General features: G+C 64.4%; 17 protein-coding genes and 1 tRNA gene. 10 read left to right on the top strand and 8 right to left on the bottom strand.

The features are described 5' to 3' along the window. Positions 1-71: 71 nt before the first annotated feature. The 3 genes from ntrC to dusB are packed head-to-tail and all read right to left on the bottom strand — an operon-like array spanning position 72 to position 3,645. Positions 72-1,520, bottom strand: coding sequence for a nitrogen regulation protein NR(I) (ntrC, locus tag WG908_RS10060; protein WP_340186454.1), 1,449 nt, complete (start codon positions 1,518-1,520; stop codon positions 72-74). Next, positions 1,520-2,626, bottom strand: coding sequence for a two-component system sensor histidine kinase NtrB (locus tag WG908_RS10055; protein ID WP_340186453.1), 1,107 nt, complete (start codon positions 2,624-2,626; stop codon positions 1,520-1,522). Before WG908_RS10055 ends, ntrC begins: the two co-directional genes overlap by 1 nt. Continuing rightward, positions 2,623-3,645 (bottom strand): tRNA dihydrouridine synthase DusB, encoded by a 1,023-nt coding sequence (gene dusB, locus WG908_RS10050; protein ID WP_340186452.1) that lies wholly within the window; start codon positions 3,643-3,645, stop codon positions 2,623-2,625. Before dusB ends, WG908_RS10055 begins: the two co-directional genes overlap by 4 nt. A gap of 99 nt (positions 3,646-3,744) precedes the next feature. On the opposite strand from dusB, the gene WG908_RS10045 reads away from it, so the two are divergent. Continuing rightward, positions 3,745-4,944, top strand: a complete 1,200-nt coding sequence (locus WG908_RS10045; protein ID WP_340186451.1) for a bifunctional 2-C-methyl-D-erythritol 4-phosphate cytidylyltransferase/2-C-methyl-D-erythritol 2,4-cyclodiphosphate synthase — start codon at positions 3,745-3,747, stop codon at positions 4,942-4,944. Next, positions 4,937-5,455, top strand: coding sequence for a CinA family protein (locus tag WG908_RS10040; RefSeq protein ID WP_340186450.1), 519 nt, complete (start codon positions 4,937-4,939; stop codon positions 5,453-5,455). The genes WG908_RS10045 and WG908_RS10040 overlap by 8 nt, the downstream gene beginning before the upstream one ends. Here the strand turns inward: WG908_RS10040 and WG908_RS10035 are convergent. Both WG908_RS10035 and lipA read right to left on the bottom strand, forming a co-directional pair. Further along, a complete protein-coding gene (locus tag WG908_RS10035; protein ID WP_340186449.1) occupies positions 5,401-5,877 on the bottom strand; it encodes a type II toxin-antitoxin system RatA family toxin in 477 nt (158 codons plus the stop codon). The genes WG908_RS10040 and WG908_RS10035 overlap by 55 nt on opposite strands. Positions 5,878-5,880: 3 nt before the next feature. Then, positions 5,881-6,825, bottom strand: a complete 945-nt coding sequence (gene lipA, locus WG908_RS10030) for a lipoyl synthase (RefSeq protein WP_340186448.1) — start codon at positions 6,823-6,825, stop codon at positions 5,881-5,883. Positions 6,826-6,910: 85 nt separating this feature from the next. Between lipA and WG908_RS10025 the strand changes: the two genes are divergently transcribed. Genes WG908_RS10025 through WG908_RS10015 form a run of 3 tightly spaced genes read left to right on the top strand, consistent with a single transcriptional unit; the run spans position 6,911 to position 8,651 of the window. Further along, entirely contained in the window at positions 6,911-7,549 is a 639-nt protein-coding gene (locus WG908_RS10025; RefSeq protein ID WP_340186447.1) for a carbonic anhydrase, read from the top strand. 11 nt (positions 7,550-7,560) lie between these two features. Then, on the top strand, positions 7,561-8,370 hold the full coding sequence (locus WG908_RS10020) for an NYN domain-containing protein (protein WP_340186446.1): 810 nt from the start codon (positions 7,561-7,563) through the stop codon (positions 8,368-8,370). Then, the gene (locus tag WG908_RS10015) at positions 8,370-8,651 is read left to right on the top strand and encodes an acylphosphatase (RefSeq protein WP_340186445.1); all 282 of its coding nucleotides are present in this window, start codon (positions 8,370-8,372) and stop codon (positions 8,649-8,651) included. Before WG908_RS10020 ends, WG908_RS10015 begins: the two co-directional genes overlap by 1 nt. A 36-nt stretch (positions 8,652-8,687) precedes the next feature. Here the strand turns inward: WG908_RS10015 and WG908_RS10010 are convergent. Continuing rightward, positions 8,688-8,763 (bottom strand) — tRNA-Ala (locus WG908_RS10010). Between the two features lie 86 nt (positions 8,764-8,849). Next, positions 8,850-9,188, bottom strand: a complete 339-nt coding sequence (locus tag WG908_RS10005) for a TIGR02300 family protein (RefSeq protein WP_340186444.1) — start codon at positions 9,186-9,188, stop codon at positions 8,850-8,852. Positions 9,189-9,333: 145 nt separating this feature from the next. On the opposite strand from WG908_RS10005, the gene aroA reads away from it, so the two are divergent. The 5 genes from aroA (at position 9,334) to WG908_RS09980 (ending at position 13,901) form a co-directional block, all read left to right on the top strand. Further along, positions 9,334-10,674: a 3-phosphoshikimate 1-carboxyvinyltransferase gene (aroA, locus tag WG908_RS10000; protein WP_340186443.1), complete on the top strand. Its 1,341-nt coding sequence runs from the start codon at positions 9,334-9,336 to the stop codon at positions 10,672-10,674. Continuing rightward, complete coding sequence (locus tag WG908_RS09995; protein WP_340186442.1) at positions 10,671-10,922, top strand: CBU_0592 family membrane protein; 252 nt, start codon at positions 10,671-10,673, stop codon at positions 10,920-10,922. The genes aroA and WG908_RS09995 overlap by 4 nt, the downstream gene beginning before the upstream one ends. Then, on the top strand, positions 10,919-11,554 hold the full coding sequence (cmk, locus tag WG908_RS09990; RefSeq protein WP_340186441.1) for a (d)CMP kinase: 636 nt from the start codon (positions 10,919-10,921) through the stop codon (positions 11,552-11,554). Before WG908_RS09995 ends, cmk begins: the two co-directional genes overlap by 4 nt. Positions 11,555-11,739: 185 nt before the next feature. Further along, positions 11,740-13,452, top strand: a complete 1,713-nt coding sequence (rpsA, locus tag WG908_RS09985; RefSeq protein WP_340186440.1) for a 30S ribosomal protein S1 — start codon at positions 11,740-11,742, stop codon at positions 13,450-13,452. A gap of 167 nt (positions 13,453-13,619) precedes the next feature. Further along, entirely contained in the window at positions 13,620-13,901 is a 282-nt protein-coding gene (locus tag WG908_RS09980; RefSeq protein WP_340186439.1) for an integration host factor subunit beta, read from the top strand. A 929-nt stretch (positions 13,902-14,830) separates the two neighbouring features. On the opposite strand, the gene WG908_RS09975 is transcribed toward WG908_RS09980, so the two are convergent. Continuing rightward, positions 14,831-16,879 carry a TonB-dependent receptor family protein gene (locus WG908_RS09975; RefSeq protein WP_340186438.1) on the bottom strand — a complete coding sequence of 683 codons (2,049 nt, stop codon included), beginning with the start codon at positions 16,877-16,879 and terminating at the stop codon, positions 14,831-14,833. Positions 16,880-16,882 lie beyond the last annotated feature (3 nt).

The following is a 16,882-nucleotide window of genomic DNA, read 5'->3' as shown; positions in this document are numbered from 1 at the left end:
TGCCCGATCAAACACAGTTGTTGCCCGATCTGATTGCGTTGGTCGAACAGGGCCGTCGGTTCGTCCCGTTGTCAGTCGGGCAGGCGCAACTGCACCGGATCAAGCCCATAGTCGGTCAGCTTGCGACGCAGCGTATTGCGGTTGATGCCGAGCAGGCCGGCGGCGCGGATCTGATTGCCATCGACGCTCGCAAGCGTTTCCTGGATCAGGACCGGTTCCACCATGCCGAGCAGATCGTCATGAAGGGTTCGCTGGAGCTGGCCGCCGCCCACCCCCAATTGACGCCTGGCCCATTCGCGCACCGCGCCCGCAAGCTGATCGGCGGTTGCGCCCGATCCCGCCGGGGCGGCGCCCAGCGGCAACGCCTGGCGCAATATGTCCGCAGCGATGACATTTTCCCGACTGAGCACCGCAAGCCGCTGCATCAGATTTTGCAGTTCGCGAACATTGCCCGGCCAGTGATAGGCCATCAGCAGTTGCGCCGCGTCGTCCGACAGCGTCTTGCGCGGCAGCCCTTCCTGCGCGGCGCGTTCGAGGAAATGGCGCGCGAGCAGGATCACGTCCTCGCGCCGCTCGCGCAGCGGCGGCAGGTCGATGGGCACGACGTTGAGGCGATAATAGAGGTCCTGCCGGAACCGGCCATCCTCGATCAGATCGGGCAATTGCCTGTTGGTGGCGGCGATGATGCGGACATTGACCCGAACCGGCTTCGACCCGCCGACGGTCGTCACTTCGCCCGACTGAAGCACGCGCAGCAGCCGGGTCTGCGCCTCCATCGGCATATCGCCGATCTCGTCCAGGAACAGCGTTCCGCCCTGCGCCTGTTCGAACTTGCCGGCGGTGCGGGCATGCGCGCCGGTGAAGGCGCCCTTTTCATAGCCGAACAGCTCCGCTTCGATCAGTTCGCGCGGAATGGCGGCCATGTTGATCGCCACGAACGGCCTGGTGCGACGCTGGCCCAGGCTGTGGATCGCTTCGGCCACCAGTTCCTTGCCCGTGCCCGATTCGCCCAGCACCAGGATGCTGAGGTCGTTGGACAGGACGCGCGCGATGGTGCGATAGACTTCCTGCATCGCCGGCGACCGGCCGACGAGGGGCAAGCCGTCATGGGGCAGCTCATCGGTCGCGCTCGTCGCTTCCTCCGGGCGGCGGGTGGCCAGCGCATCGGCGACCGCGCGGGTCAGCTCGTTCAGGTCGAACGGCTTTGGCAGATATTCGAACGCACCCTTTTCGGTCGCGCGGATCGCGGTGTTGAGGGTGTTCTGCGCCGACAGGACGATGACGTTCATCTCCGGCTCGTTGGCGATGATGTCGGCGATGTCGTCCAGTCCGTCGCCATCGGGCAGGATGACATCGGTTATCAGCACATCGGGGCTGAAGCTTTTGAGCAGCGCGCTGCGTTCGCGGATCGAGGCGGCGGTCTTGACCTTGTGCCCCTGCCGCCGGAGCGCTTCGCCGACGACGATGCAGATGGCCGGATCGTCATCGACGACCAGCACCGATCCGGTGACGGTCGCCATCAGCCGACCGCCATCGGCAAGAGCACGCGAAAGGTGGATTCGCCCGTTTCGGTGTCCCGCGAATATTGGACGAAGCCGTTCATGTCGCGCACCAGCTTGTCCACCAGCGCCAGCCCCAGCCCCTGCCCGTCCCGCTTGCCGGTGATGAAGGGGTTGAACAGATGGTCGAGAATATGTTCAGGAACGCCAGGACCATTGTCGATCACCAATATCTCGATCGGCAGCACGGCGCTGCCCTTGCCGCCGCCGACGACCACCGAAACGCCATGGCGGAACGCGGTTTCGACGCGGATGCGCGGCTTGTCGACATGCGCGAGCGCTTCGGCCGCATTCTTGAGCAGGTTGAGCATCACCTGCACCAGCGCATCGCCGTTGATCATCGCCGGGGGTAGCGACGGATCGTAGCGCTTCATGATCCGTATGTTGCTGGCAAAGCCGGCGGCGGCGATATTGGCCGCGCGATCGATCAGTGGATAGATGTTGCCGGGGCGGCATTCCAGATTGGATTCGGTGGTGAAGTCCTGCATCCGGTCGATCAGCGCGGCGATGCGGTCGACTTCATTGCAGATGAGCTGGGTCAGCGCGCCGTCGCCGGCGCTGTCCGATTCGAGCAATTGCGCCGCCCCCCTGATGCCCGACAGCGGATTCTTGATCTCATGCGCCAGGATCGCCGCCGCGCCCATGGCCGAGCGCGCCCCGCCGGCGGTGCCGCGATGGCCGATCTTGCGCGCCTGGCTCTGCGCATGGATGGAAATGATGCGCCAGCCTTCATGATCGATGACCGGCGCGATCATCAGGTCCACTTCCATCGCCGCGGTACGCCCGGCATGCACCTTGATATCATAGGCGGCGATCGGCTTGTTGGTGTGCCAGATGTCGAAGCGCGTGCCCGCTTCGGCGATACGCACGGTGCGCGAAATGTCGCTGCCCACGATCGCCGAGCGCGCCATGTTGAGCAGGGTTTCGGCACGGACATTGGCGTCGGCGATACTGTTGTCGGGACGGATCACCAGCGTCGCCACCGGAAGCGCGGTCATCAGTTCCGACAGCGACGGCCCGCCATGGATGCTGCGCTGGCTGGGCGCGGGCACCGGCGAACCGATCATGCCGCCTCGCGCGCGTCGACCGGGATAGCGTCGCCTTCGATCAGCGGGCCGTAGAAGGCGGCGAGCATGTCGAGAACGCGGTTCGCATCAGGCTCCTGGTTGACGGCATGGCGGAATTCCGCCGACCCTGGCAGGCCCTTGGTGTACCAGCCGATATGCTTGCGCGCCATATTGACGCCGGTATAGTTGTCATAATGATCAAGCATTGCGCGATAATGATCTATAATCACGCTATATTGTTCTTCGATCGACGGGTCTGGCAGGCGCTCGCCACGGCTGAGCCACGCCATCACCTGACCGATCAGCCAGGGCCGGCCATAGGCGCCCCGACCGATCATCACCCCGTCGGCGCCGCTCTGGTCCAGCGCCGCGTCGGCGTCCTCCAGCGAACAGATGTCGCCGTTGACGATCACCGGCAGGCGCACCGCATCCTTGACCTGGCGTACGAACGCCCAGTCGGCCGACCCCTTGTACATCTGGCAGCGGGTGCGGCCGTGGACCGTGATCATCTTCGCCCCCAGATCCTCGGCGATATGGGCGAGTTCGGGCGCGTTGAGGCTGGCATGGTCCCATCCCATCCGCATCTTGACCGTGACCGGCACGTCGACGGCCTCGACCGTCGCCTTGATCAGCGCGGCGGCGAGCGGCAGGTCGCGCATCAGCGCGCTGCCGGCGTCGCCATTGACGACCTTCTTGACCGGGCAGCCCATGTTGATGTCGATGATCGCCGCGCCGCGATCGGCATTGAGCCTGGCCGCTTCGGCCATTTCGGTGGGCGAACAGCCGGCAAGCTGCATCGACACCGGTTCTTCGACCGGGTGCCAGGCGGCCTTTTGCAGCGACTGGCGCGTTTCGCGGATCATCGCGGCGGTCGCGATCATCTCCGTGACGTTGAGGCCAGAGCCGTAGCGACGCACCAGCGTGCGGAACGGCATGTCGGTGACGCCCGTCATCGGCGCCAGGATGACGGGCATGTCGATGGTGGCGGGGCCGATGGAAATGGGGGATAATTTGCGCATGGGGTAGGTGCCTAAAATTTGGGCAGCCCATAGCGGGAAATGGCGCCTTCGGCAAGCAAGCGCGTCGGTTGGCTCTGGCGATCCGGCCTCTGTGGGGCTATGCGCGGGGCGATGAAGGCATATTCCGACAGGACCGCGGCTTTGCTGGTCGCCGCAGGACAGGGGAACAGGGCCGGCGGCGATGTGCCCAAGCAGTTCCGGCGGATCGGCGGCAAGCCCGTGATCGCCCATGCCGTCGATGCGCTGGCGGGGCACGGCGGGATCGACGCCGTTTACCTGGTGGTCGGCGACGGCCAGGAGGCGCAGGCGCGCGCGGCGCTGGCGGGACGGACGATCGAGAGCTTCGTGACGGGTGGCGAGACGCGGCGCGAATCGGTACTCGCCGGGCTGGAGGCGATCGCGGCCGATGGCGGCGCCGCGCGGGTGCTGATCCACGATTGCGCACGACCTTTCCTGCCGCAGCGGGTTATCGACCGGTTGCTGGCGGCGCTGGATGGCGCGGGCGGGGCCATTCCGGTGCTGCCGGTGGCCGATACGCTGGTGGCGCGAGCCGGCGACCTGGCGGGGGCGGTGACGGATCGGGGCGCGCTGGCGCGGGTGCAGACGCCGCAGGCGTTCGGTTTCGACGCAATCCTGGCGGTGCACCGTGGCTGGGACTCGGCGGTCGAGGCGACCGACGATGCGCAGATGATGACGGTGCGGGGTCATGACGTCATGTTGGTGGAAGGCGATGAAATGCTGGGGAAATTGACCTATCCCGCCGATTTCGACGCGGCCGAGGCGCGGCTGCGGGGCGCGCGGACCACGCGCACCGGCATGGGCTATGACGTGCATCGGCTGGAACCGGGCGAGCAATTGTGGCTGGGGGGTGTCCGCATTCCCCATGATCGCGGCCTGTCGGGCCATAGCGATGCAGACGTCGCGATCCATGCCCTGGTCGACGCGATCCTGGGCGCGCTGGCGGCGGGGGACATCGGCAGTCATTTTCCCCCATCCGATCCGCAATGGCGGGGCGCCGCATCGTCGCTTTTTCTGGAGCATGCCCGCGCCCTCGTGGCGGCGCGGGACGGGACGATCGAGCATGTCGACCTGACCATCATCTGCGAAGCGCCCAGGATAGGGCCGCATCGCGACGCGATGCGCGCGCGGATCGCGGCAATCATGGACGTGCCGCTGGACCGGGTGAGCGTGAAGGCGACGACCACCGAACGGCTGGGCTTTACCGGACGGGGCGAAGGGATCGCGGCGCAGGCCATTGCCACCCTCTCCCTCCCCGCGCTATCGTCGCCCGATGTCTGACATCATATTGCCTGCCCCACTGGTCGACCTCGCGCAGCGCGTGATCGACGCCAATCGCCGCGCCGGGCGGACGATCGCGGTCGCCGAAAGCTGCACGGGCGGCCTCGTATGCGCGGCGCTGACCGAAATCGTCGGTTCATCCGAGGTCTTCGAAGCCGGATTCATCACCTATTCCAATGATATGAAGTGTGAACTTCTAAAAGTATCGCAGGATGTTCTGGAAACATTCGGGGCCGTGTCGATCGCCACGGCCTGGGCCATGGCGCAGGGCGCGCTGGCCAAAAGCCATGCCCAGGTCGCCGTGGCGATCACCGGAGTCGCCGGGCCGGGCGGCGGATCGGAGCAGAAGCCGGTGGGCACCGTCGTGTTCGCGCGGGCAGAACGCGGCGCGGGCGCGGACCAGGTCGTCGCCGACATGCGACATTTCGAAAATAACGGACGCGGCGGCGTTCGCCTTCAGGCGGCGCTCTGCGCGCTCGAATTGCTGTTGCCCGACGCGCCGGCCCCATAAAGCGCCGCCGCGCGCCCTTCGAACGCGCCGATCATCTTGCGCAGCGCCTTGTCGAACATCTGCCCCGCCATCATTTCGAACAGGCGGTTCTTGAAGGTGAATTCAACTTCGAAATCGACGAAGGTGCCGCCCTGCCCGTCTGACCGGAATTCCCATAGATTGTGCAGATGCTGGAGCGGTCCGTCGAGATAATCGACGCGCACGCTGTCGGGTTGATGCTTGTGCACGCGCGAGGTGAAGCTTTCGCGCAGGCCCTTGAAACCGACGATCATGTCGGCGACCATTTCGCTCTCGCTGTCCGACCGCACCCGGATCGCGGTGACCCACGGCAGGAATTGCGGGTAGGCGGCGACGTTCGACACGAGGTCGAACATCTGTTGCGGGCTGTAGGGCAGGTGCCGGGTTTCATTGTGCCGGGGCATGGATCAGCCGCGCGCCTTCGCCAGCTTTGCCTCGCGCGCGGCGCGCATTTCGGCGAAATCCTTGCCGGCATGATAGCTCGACCGGGTGAGCGGGCTGGACGCGACCTGAAGGAAGCCCTTGGCTCGTGCGATCGCCGCATAGGCGTTGAAGCCCGCGGGCGGCACGAATTCGATGACCTTGGCATGTTTGGGGGTCGGCTGAAGATACTGGCCCATCGTCAGGAAATCGATATCGGCCGAGCGCATGTCGTCCATCACCTGATGCACTTCCAGCCGCTCTTCGCCCAGGCCCAGCATGATGCCCGACTTGGTGAAGATCGACGGATCGAGCTTCTTGACCGTTTCGAGCAGCCGCAGCGACGCATAATAGCGCGCGCCGGGACGAATGGTGGGATAGAGCCGGGGCACGGTTTCGAGATTATGATTATAGACGTCGGGCCGCGCGGCGACGATCGCTTCCACCGCCCGTTCGTGCTTGTTGCGAAAGTCGGGCGTCAGGATTTCGATGGTCGTGCCGGGGGTGGTGCGACGCAGCGCCTGGATAACCTTGACGAACTGCGACGCGCCGCCATCGGGCAGGTCGTCGCGGTCGACCGAGGTGATGACGATATGTTCAAGCCCCATTTCAGCGGCCGCATCGGCCAGATTCTGCGGTTCGTTGACATCGACCTTGCGCGGCATGCCGGTCTTGACGTTGCAAAAGGCGCAGGCGCGGGTGCAAACGTCGCCCAGGATCATGACGGTCGCGTGCTTCTTGCTCCAGCATTCGCCGATGTTCGGGCACGCGGCTTCCTCGCACACCGTCGCCAGGCCTTTTTCCCGCATCAGCTTGCGGGTTTCCTGATAGGCGGGGCTGGTCGGCGCCTTGACGCGGATCCAGTCTGGCTTGCGGGCGCGCTCGGCCCTTGGCGGCGCCATCTCGGGCGTGATCGGAGAAATCTCGTTCATGCGCCCCAGATAGCGACGCGCACGCCCACTTGCCAGCCCCCATCTTGTTGGGCACAGGCTGCATAGCCATAGAGATTGGAGACCCATGACCGACTTTGCTCACATGCTGGCGGGATATCGCCGCTTCCGCGAAACGGGCTGGACGCAGCAGCGCGAACGGTGGGACGAATTGAGCGAGGGCCAAAGCCCGCGCGTGATGGTCATCGCCTGTTCCGACAGCCGGGTCGATCCGGCGCAGATATTCGACACTGGCCCCGGCGAGATATTCGTCGTGCGCAACGTCGCCGCGCTGGTGCCGCCGTTCGAAACCGCACCGGGCCATCATGGCGTGTCGGCCGCGCTGGAATTTGCGGTTCAGGTGCTCAAGGTCGGCGAGATCGTCGTCATGGGCCATGGCAAATGCGGCGGCTGCAAAGCGGCGCTGAGCCAGGAACTCAAGGATGCGCCGCCGGGCGAAGGCGGGTTCATCGCCAACTGGATCGACCTGCTGGACGACGCGCGCGAAACGGTGGTCGCGCAATTTGGCGACGATCTGGGCCGCGACGCGCATCGGGCGATGGAACAGGAAGGCGTCAAGGTCAGCCTTGCCAACCTGCGCAGCTTTGCATGCGTCCGGTCCAAGGAGCGCAAGGGCGAACTCAAGCTGGTGGGCGCGTTTTTCGCGATTTCCGACGGGCAGTTGCACATATTGGACGAACAAAGCGGCACATTTTCCCCCGCCTGAAGGACCATGCCATGACGTCACCCGACCCGGCCAGCGGCAACGTCGCCCTGCTGATTGATGCCGACAATGCGTCGGCCGCGCATTTCGACCCGGTGATGACGGTGCTGGCCGAACTGGGAACCGTCAACATTCGCCGCGCCTATGGCAATTGGAGCAAGCCCTCGCTCAAGAACTGGGCGATCCTGTCGGTGGCCCAGTCGATCGAGCCGCAACAGCAGTTCGACCTGACCAAGGGCAAGAACGCCACCGACATGAAGATGACCATCGACGCGATGGACCTGTTGTTCGGCGGCCGGGTGACCGGGTTCGGGCTGATGTCGAGCGACAGCGATTTTACCCCGCTGGCATCGCGCATCCGGCAGCAGGGGATGCCGGTCTATGGCTTTGGCACCGCGCGCACGCCCGAAGGCTTTCGCCGGGCCTGCACGCGCTTCATCGACGTCGAGGTTCTGGCCGCCGCCGAAAGCCCGGTGGACAGCAAGGCGCCGGTGGCGGAGGCACCGCCGCCCATAAGGCGAGCGGTGAAAGCCGGGCCGGTCGACAGCATCGAATCGCTGCCCCTGCCCCCGTCGATCCTGCGATCCAAGCCGGCGGACGACCCCGAACTGATCAAGCTGCTGATCGACGCTTACGGGTCGGCCAAGCGCGATGAGCGGGGTTTCGTGCGACTGGGCACCGTGGGCCAGCTCGCGGGCAACCGGTCGAGCTTCGACGTGCGCAATTACGGTTTCAAGCGGCTGTCCGACCTGATCGGCGAACTGCCCAACTTCATCACCGAAACGCGCGAAGGCGGGCACACCTGGATCAAGCGGGTCCACTGATGCCGGTGACTGCACGCCACCTGATCATTCAGGGCCGCGTGCAGGGCGTCTTTTATCGCAACTGGGCCGTGGCGCTGGCCCGCGACCTCAGCCTGTCGGGCTGGGTCCGCAATCGCCGCGACGCAAGCGTCGAGATGTGGGTCGAAGGCGCGGCCGAGGCGATAGAGCAGTTCATCGCGCAGGCCCATGAAGGGCCGCCGGCGGCGCGGGTTTTGCGCGTGATCGCCCAACCGGTCGAAACGGAAGGATTTGTCGGTTTCGAAAAGCGCCCGACCGCCTGAGGCAAGGGCCGGCAAGATCCATCGAAATGGCGGAAATGGTGGAGCCTAGCGGGATCGAACCGCTGACCTCCTGCATGCCATGCAGGCGCTCTCCCAGCTGAGCTAAGGCCCCAATTCCGAGGCGCCGTCGGGTCCGGCGCCGCTTTGGAGGCGCTGCCATTAGGCGGCAGCGCACTCCTTGGCAAGTATAAAATTCACTCAGTTATCGTCGTCGCTATCGTCGCCGGCGGCATCGACGCCAAGGTCGTCGTCGCCGCCCAGGTCGACATCATTATCGGGCGAAACATCGTCGTCATCGACGTCGATATCAATGTCCAGATCGTCGTCCGCGGTCTCCAGTTCGCCATCGGCGGTTTCCACCACCTTCTTGGGGGCGGCCTCCTCATAGGGGAGCGGCTGCTTCGATTTCAGCACCGGTTCGGGATCCCAGGGATTGCCGCAATTGATGCAAACGACCGGGCTGTCCTTGCCCAGATCGTAGAAACGCGTGGCGCATTTCGGGCAAGTTCGCTTCGTGCCCCATTCAGCCTTCACCATGTCCGGCCTTGTCCTTCTTGTTCAAACAGAAATAACGCAGGCCAACAGTCGTTGCCCGCGAAGCGTCGCGCGCCTTGCCATAGCGAGACCGCGCTGTCAAAAGCCGTCCGCTCTTTTTCTGTTCTCTCCAGCCTTCCGGATGTTCATGTCCCATAGCGACGACCACCCCCAGCCCCGCACCTTTGCCGCCGCCCCGCCGCTGGCCGGCACGACGGGCGTACCGGGCGACAAAAGCATATCGCACCGCGCGCTGATGCTGTCCGCGCTGGCGGTGGGCGAAAGCCGGGTGGAAGGCTTGCTGGAGGGCGAGGATGTGCTGGCCACGGCGGCGGCGATGCGCGCGATGGGCGCGCAGATCGAACGCGACGATGACGGGACATGGCATGTCCATGGCGTCGGCGTGGGCGGGCTGCTGCAACCGCGACAGGCGATCGACATGGGCAATAGCGGCACGTCCACCCGGCTGTTGATGGGGTTGGTGGCCAGCCATGACCTGACCGTGACCTTCACCGGCGACGCATCACTGAGCAGGCGGCCGATGGGGCGCGTGATCGATCCGCTGACACAGATGGGCGCGAGTTTCACTACCAGTCCGGGCGGCACCTTGCCGCTGACGATGCGGGGCCTTTGCCCGGCGGTGCCCATCGATTACCGGTTGCCGGTGGCGTCGGCGCAGGTCAAGTCGGCGATCCTGCTCGCCGGGCTCAACGCGCCGGGCATCACCCGCGTGGTCGAGCCGGTGCCGACGCGCGACCATAGCGAGCGGATGCTGAAGGGCTTTGGCGCGGAACTGACTGTCGAGGTCGAGGCGGACGGAACGCGGATCATCACGCTGGCGGGCGAGGCGGAGTTGAAGCCGCAGCAGATCGTCGTGCCGGGCGATCCCTCCTCCGCGGCCTTTCCGATGGTGGCGGCGCTGCTGGTGCCAGGGTCGCGGGTGACGATCGCCAATGTCGGGTTGAATGCGACGCGGGCCGGCCTCATCGACCTGTTGCGGGAAATGGGCGGCGCCATCGAAGTCACCAACGCGCGCGAAGTGGGCGGAGAGCCGGTCGGCGACCTGGTTGTCACCGCATCGGCGCTGAACGGCGTGGAGCCGGACCCGGCGCGCGCGCCGGCCATGATCGACGAATATCCCGTCGCCTTCATCGCCGCCGCGCTGGCACAGGGGCGCAGCGTGTTTCGCGGGCTGGAGGAATTGCGGGTCAAGGAATCGGACCGTATCGCGACCATGGCGGCGGGGCTTCGCGCCATCGGCGTGCCGGTGGAGGAATTGGAGGACGGATTGATCATCGAAGGCAGCGGCGGCGCGCCGCTGGCCGGGGGCGGGCCGATCGCGGCGCGGCTGGACCATCGCATCGCGATGAGCTTTGCGGTGGCGGGGCTGGTGTCGCGCGATGGCGTGACCATCGACGACATGCGGCCGGTGGCGACCAGCTTTCCGGGCTTCGTCGCGTTGCTAAAGAGGCTGGGAGCGTTCGGATGACATTTGACCTGGCCAATGTCATAGGGTTGCTGGGCAGCGCGCTGATGGTGATCGCCTATGCCTATAGCAATATAGCGCGCACGATGAATTTCATTGTCTTCAACCTGCTCAATCTCGCCGGATCGCTGCTTTTGATCGCTTCGCTGACGGTGCATTTCAATCTGGCGTCGATGGCGCTGGAAATCGTCTGGGCGCTGATCGCGCTGCTGGGCCTCATCAAAACATTTTTCTGGAAAAAAGCGGTATGATCATAGCGGTTGACGGCCCGGCGGCATCGGGCAAAGGGACTATCGCCAAGGCGCTCGGCCGCCATTATGACCTCCCCTGCCTGGACACCGGATTGCTGTATCGCGCGGTGGGATTGTCGGTGCTCGACGCCGGCGGCGACCCCGATCTGGAATCGGACGCGCTGGCGGGCTGCGATTTCAACGACAGCCTGCTCGATGACGCCGCGCTGCGCAGCGAAGCGATAGGCGCGATCGCATCGCGCGTGTCGGTCCATCAAAGCGTCCGTCTGGCGCTGGTCCAGCGCCAGCGTGAATTCGCCACGCAGCCGGGCGGCGCCATCCTGGACGGACGCGACATCGGCACGGTCATCGCGCCCGATGCCGATGCCAAGCTGTTCGTGACCGCCAGCGTGGCGGTGCGCGCCCAGCGGCGCTATGCCGAGGGCCTGGCGCACGGCGGCGCGCCCAGCCTGGAGGCCCTGGTCGCCGACATCGAGGCACGCGATGCGCGCGACATGAGCCGGGAAACGGCCCCGTTGAAGATGGCGGCCGGGTCGGACTTGCTAGACACCAGCGATTTGACTATAGCGCAGGCCGTCAGCCAAGCGATCGCGCTGGTCGACGCCCAGCTTGAAGGTCGCCGTCCCGCCTGAAATGGCCCGGCTGACCCGACAAGGCGCGCGGATTTTCCGGGCGCCCTTTTCGCTTTTCACGGCCTGAGCGTTTGCCACTGCCCCCGTTCGGCGGATGTCTTCAGCGCATGGGGCGTTGTGGACGGTTTGGCCAAAGACCATCGGATACAACCGGTTGGCCAGCAATGATGAGTGAAGGACGACATATGGCCTCTACGGCATTCCCCTCGCGCGACGATTTCGCCGCGCTTCTCAATGATTCCCTCGGTGGCGAGGACGGCGGCTTTGAAGGCCGCGTCGTCAAGGGCACCGTTACCGCCATCGAAAACGACCTGGCCGTCATCGACGTCGGTCTGAAGTCCGAAGGCCGCGTGCCGCTGCGCGAATTCGCGATGCCGGGCCAGAAGGCGGACATCAAGGTCGGCGATGAAGTCGAAGTCTATGTCGACCGCGTCGAAAACGCCCATGGCGAAGCCATGCTGTCGCGCGACCGCGCCCGCCGCGAAGCCGCGTGGGACAAGCTGGAAGCCGAATTCACCGAAAGCGCGCGCGTCGAAGGCGTCATCTTCGGTCGCGTCAAGGGCGGTTTCACCGTCGACCTGGACGGCGCCGTGGCGTTCCTGCCCGGTTCGCAGGTCGATATCCGCCCCGTGCGCGACGTCACCCCGCTGATGGACATTCCGCAGCCCTTCCAGATCCTCAAGATGGATCGTCGCCGCGGCAACATCGTCGTGTCGCGCCGCGCCATTCTGGAAGAGACCCGCGCCGAACAGCGCAGCGGCCTCATCCAGACGCTGGCCGAGGGTCAGATCATCGAAGGCGTCGTCAAGAACATCACCGATTACGGCGCGTTCGTCGACCTGGGCGGCATCGATGGCCTGCTGCACGTCACCGACCTCAGCTACAAGCGCATCAACCACCCCAACGAGATGATCAACATCGGCGACACCGTTCGCGTGCAGATCATCCGCATCAACCGCGACACCCAGCGCATCTCGCTCGGCATGAAGCAGCTTGAGAGCGATCCGTGGGAAGGCGCATCGGCCAAATATCCCGTCGGCGCGAAGCTGTCGGGCCGGGTCACGAACATCACCGAATATGGTGCCTTCGTCGAACTGGAGCCGGGCATCGAAGGCCTGGTCCACGTTTCGGAAATGTCCTGGACCAAGAAGAACGTCCACCCCGGCAAGATCGTTTCGACCAGCCAGGAAGTCGACGTCATCGTGCTGGAGGTCGATCCCGAAAAGCGCCGCATCAGCCTGGGCCTCAAGCAGGCGATCTCGAACCCCTGGGACAGCTTTGCCGAGCGCCACCCGATCGGTTCGGTGGTCGAAGGCGAAGTCAAGAACGCGACCGAATTCGGCCTGTTCATCGGCCTGGACGGCGACGTCGACGGCATGGTCCACATGTCCGACATCGCCTGGGGCATTTCGGGCGAAGACGCGCTGGCGCTGCATCGCAAGGGTGAAACGGTTCAGGCGGTCGTTCTCGACATCGATGTCGAAAAGGAACGCATCAGCCTTGGCATCAAGCAGATGGAACGCGGTGGCCCCGCCGCCGGTGGCACATCGGCTGCGGCCGCCGGCCTGAACCGCAACCAGACGGTCACCGTGACGGTGCTGGAAGTCCGCGACGGCGGCCTGGAAGTCCAGGCTGGCGAGGACGGCGCGACCGGCTTCATCAAGCGCAGCGACCTTGGCCGCGACCGCGACGAGCAGCGCTCCGAGCGTTTCCAGGTCGGCCAGAAGTTCGACGCCCTGGTCATCGGTTTCGACCGCGCCAAGAAGCCCAACTTCTCGGTCAAGGCCCTGCAGATTTCCGAAGAGAAGCAGGCCGTTGCCCAATATGGTTCGTCCGACAGCGGTGCATCGCTCGGCGACATCCTGGGCGAAGCGCTCAAGGCCAAGAACGAGGGCTGATAAGCCTTCTTTCCTGCCGGAACGGAAAAAGGCCCGTCGGACGCAAGTTCGGCGGGCCTTTTCCATAATGACAGTGTCGCGGCGCAACACATTGTCAGTGCCTTACCGATACTCTATGCTGCTTTGCACACATGCGTAAGGGGCGCATGCAAGGAGCTGGCAGCACGATGATCCGTTCCGAATTGGTCCAAATTCTCGCGCAGGAAAATCCTGGCCTGACGACAGTCGAAGTCGAAAAGATCGTCGATCTGTTCTTCCGCGAAATCGTCGACCGGCTGTCGTCGGGTGGCCGTGTCGAATTGCGTGGCTTCGGCGCCTTTACGACCCGCGCGCGCGACGCACGCACCGGCCGCAATCCCCGCACCGGCGAACAGGTGCCGGTATCGGCAAAGAAGGTGCCCTATTTCAAGCCGGGCAAGGAAATGCGCGAGCGATTGAACGGCAAATAGCCGCGCTGCGCCGATGACGGGCCAAGCCCTGACCTTGCGGGCCTACCCGGCAGGGGTACAGCCGCGCGGACATGGCGAAATCGGTAGACGCAGCGGGCTGACGCCACGCCGTCAACTGGTCAGGCGCAAGCGCAAGCCACCCCGTCTCCCGATTTCGACGACGAAGCTGGGCACAAGTGACATATCCTGCTTGGCGACCATGCTTGCGCTGACTATAGCTGACCTTGGTCAAGCGGGCGTGGCGGAATCGGTAGACGCAACGGACTTAGGCCATTGAGTGCGCGCGGGGAAACCCGTGATGTAGAACTGCTCAAAGTCGGGGAAACCTTTAATCTGGCAATCCCGAGCCAAGCCCGAAAGCATCGCTTTCGGGAAGGTGTAGAGACTAGACGGGCAGCACCTACCCCCCGGCCCTGCCGGGGCATGGTGAAGGGATAGTCCAGACCACAAACGCCCATCCGGGCGGCGGCGAAAGCCGTAGCTGGTAAGAAAATCCGTCGGGCCCTGCCCGTGGGGGTTCGAGTCCCCCCGCCCGCACCAATATTTTCAATGACGTATCAATGTCATTTTGATGGTGTTCATTTCGTGCGCAGCGATGCGTATGGAACAGCCGTATGTTCACCGTTGATGCCATCGATTTTAAGCGGGGTCATCATGGCTTTAGCACCTGGCTTGCGGTGGCTGTCACAAGGTCGACAAGGTCCGGTGCAGCGGATTTCAATCCACCGCACCGGAATCATATCTTTGCTGGCAACCCAGATGAATCCGAAGGTTCGATCGACACCTGTATAATGGTGTGAACTTCAGATTCTGGTCGCCAGCTAATGCGCCCGCTCCGCCGTCAGGCACAAGGGAGTGGCCCATCGGGTCACTATTGGACCAACCCGGCATGGCGCGTCACACCGCGCGACAGAAAGCGCCGCCGCGCTTCAGAATCGCGCCCGCACACCGCCATAAACGGCGCGCCGTTCCAGTGGATAAAAGCTGGCGCTGCTTTCATCCGCTGGCGTCGATGGATTGTCGGGGAGATATTTTACGAGCGCGCTGATATCGCCCACCGCCTTGCGATTGGTCAGGTTGCGCGCGTCCAGAAACAGCGTCACCCCATCCTTGACCAGCGCCTGAGCCGACAGGCCCAGCATGGTATAGCCGCCCGCGCGCTTGCTGTTCACATAATCGACCCATGCGCCCCGGGGTATCCATTCGACAGCAGGCGACACGCTGACCGCATCCGTACCCAATTTCAGTTCCGCGCGATAAGCATGACGCGGCACGACCGGCAGCCGATTATCGCCATATTGCGCGTCATCGCGAAAGCGGAAGTCGCTCCAGGTATAAACTTGCCGCAGCTTTGCCCATTGCGTCAGCGTCAGGTCCAGCCCTGCTTCGATCCCCTGATGCCGGGTCCGGTCCGCATTGAAAGTCGCGGCGGGGACGCCAGTGGTCAGGCCGGGATTATATTGCAGCATTTCGCCCCGGATGTCGGCGCGATAAAGGCTGATGTCCCAGGCCGCGATGCCGGCATGGCCGCGCGTACCGAACTCGACAGTCCATGCCCTTTGCGGTCCGACATCAACGAAGCCTGGGGTCGGGACGTTGCCCGCGCTCGTCGCAAACGGGGACTGGTTCAGTTCCGAATAGCCGGGAAGTTCGACCGACCGATTGTAGTTGGCATAGAATTGCACCGCTGGCGCGGCTTCATAGAGCAGCCCGATCTTGGGTGAAAAGGCATCGAACCGCGCCGCGCCGCTGCGCACCGGCACGAGGCGGTTGTCGACTTCCCGACGACCATATGTGTGCAGGCCACCCATGATGATCCACAAGTCGCGCACTGGAGCGACGCGCAATTCGCCGTAACTGTTGATCGTACGCGCCTTGACATAGCCAAGCGCCGTGAGCGCGCCGCGTGCGCCATTCATGTTGACGAACTGGCGCGCGGTGCCCTGTCCGAACCGGGCCTGCGTGCCCAGCGTCGCCTCGATTGCCATGCCACCTATGGTGCCGGCGAGGTCGACGCCCGCGAACGCGCCGAAATCTGTCGACTTCTGGTCGATAACCTGGAAAATCGGATGATAGAGTTGCTTGGCATTGACATAAGCGCCGACCGCCAGCTTCGCCTCCCCCAGATCCACGCTGGTTCGGTTCTGAAGGCGGATCGAGTCGATATCGCGTGCCTGATCGCCAAAGAAATTGCCGCTGCTTGGATGCGCCAGCGCATTCGCTTCGTTCAATGCGCCGGGCAGTTCCTGTCGGATCGTCTGGAGGCTGGCATAAAAGCGGTTTTCGATCGCGTCAGTCAGCCGGACGCCGACATTGCCGTTGAAGCGCAGCGATTTGCGGGTCGCATGATCGCGATCACCGTCGGAACGGTCCGCGGTAACGGCCGCCCATACATCGCCCCATTCATCCGCATGGCCATAGGCGATCTTGCCGCGCAGCGTGCCGAAAGCACCGCCATCGACGCGCATGTCGAGTCCGGGGGCGCTGCGGCCGGTGGGCGTTACCGCATTGATCGCGCCGCCCAGCGTCGAACCGCCAAGCCGCAGCGCATTGCCGCCGCGATAGACTTCGATATGTTGGAAGACTTGCGGGTCCAGCTCCTGAAAATCGCCGTTGTCATCGGCCAAGTTGATAGGAATGCCATCCTGGAGCAGCGTAAGGCCGCGCATGTGGAAGCCGCGGCTGATGCCCGATCCGCGGATCGATATCCGCACCTCCTGCCCGAAGCGCGACTGGGTGTAGACGCCGGGAGAAAATGCCAGCGCATCGCGCAGCGATACAGCGAGCCTGTCCTCGAAATCGGATGCGGATACGATATCGACACCGCCCGGCGTTCGCGCGACCCGCACTGCCGCTTCGGCGACGGCGGGAATGGCGGTGACGATGATGGGGTCGCTTTCGTCTGCGGATGCGATGGCGGGCGACAATGCTACAATGAGCGCGCACAGCGATACGCTGCGCGAAAGAATAGATGGCATGAA

Source organism: Sphingobium anseongense (genome assembly GCF_037725245.1).
In the GTDB taxonomy this organism is placed as follows: domain Bacteria; phylum Pseudomonadota; class Alphaproteobacteria; order Sphingomonadales; family Sphingomonadaceae; genus Sphingobium.
Note: the sequence above shows the minus strand (reverse complement) of the source record. Positions and strands in the feature narration are given on the sequence as shown.

Coding starts and splice junctions, on each gene's coding strand:
- WG908_RS10035 (WP_340186449.1), bottom strand. CDS start 5,877: ATGCCCCGGCACAATGAAACCCGGCACCTGCCCTACAGCCCGCAACAG.
- WG908_RS09975 (WP_340186438.1), bottom strand. CDS start 16,879: ATGCCATCTATTCTTTCGCGCAGCGTATCGCTGTGCGCGCTCATTGTA.
- rpsA (WP_340186440.1), top strand. CDS start 11,740: ATGGCCTCTACGGCATTCCCCTCGCGCGACGATTTCGCCGCGCTTCTC.
- WG908_RS10005 (WP_340186444.1), bottom strand. CDS start 9,188: ATGGTGAAGGCTGAATGGGGCACGAAGCGAACTTGCCCGAAATGCGCC.
- WG908_RS09980 (WP_340186439.1), top strand. CDS start 13,620: ATGATCCGTTCCGAATTGGTCCAAATTCTCGCGCAGGAAAATCCTGGC.
- WG908_RS10025 (WP_340186447.1), top strand. CDS start 6,911: ATGACCGACTTTGCTCACATGCTGGCGGGATATCGCCGCTTCCGCGAA.
- cmk (WP_340186441.1), top strand. CDS start 10,919: ATGATCATAGCGGTTGACGGCCCGGCGGCATCGGGCAAAGGGACTATC.
- WG908_RS09995 (WP_340186442.1), top strand. CDS start 10,671: ATGACATTTGACCTGGCCAATGTCATAGGGTTGCTGGGCAGCGCGCTG.
- aroA (WP_340186443.1), top strand. CDS start 9,334: ATGTCCCATAGCGACGACCACCCCCAGCCCCGCACCTTTGCCGCCGCC.
- WG908_RS10055 (WP_340186453.1), bottom strand. CDS start 2,626: ATGATCGGTTCGCCGGTGCCCGCGCCCAGCCAGCGCAGCATCCATGGC.
- WG908_RS10015 (WP_340186445.1), top strand. CDS start 8,370: ATGCCGGTGACTGCACGCCACCTGATCATTCAGGGCCGCGTGCAGGGC.
- ntrC (WP_340186454.1), bottom strand. CDS start 1,520: ATGGCGACCGTCACCGGATCGGTGCTGGTCGTCGATGACGATCCGGCC.
- WG908_RS10045 (WP_340186451.1), top strand. CDS start 3,745: ATGCGCGGGGCGATGAAGGCATATTCCGACAGGACCGCGGCTTTGCTG.
- WG908_RS10040 (WP_340186450.1), top strand. CDS start 4,937: ATGTCTGACATCATATTGCCTGCCCCACTGGTCGACCTCGCGCAGCGC.
- dusB (WP_340186452.1), bottom strand. CDS start 3,645: ATGCGCAAATTATCCCCCATTTCCATCGGCCCCGCCACCATCGACATG.
- WG908_RS10020 (WP_340186446.1), top strand. CDS start 7,561: ATGACGTCACCCGACCCGGCCAGCGGCAACGTCGCCCTGCTGATTGAT.
- lipA (WP_340186448.1), bottom strand. CDS start 6,825: ATGAACGAGATTTCTCCGATCACGCCCGAGATGGCGCCGCCAAGGGCC.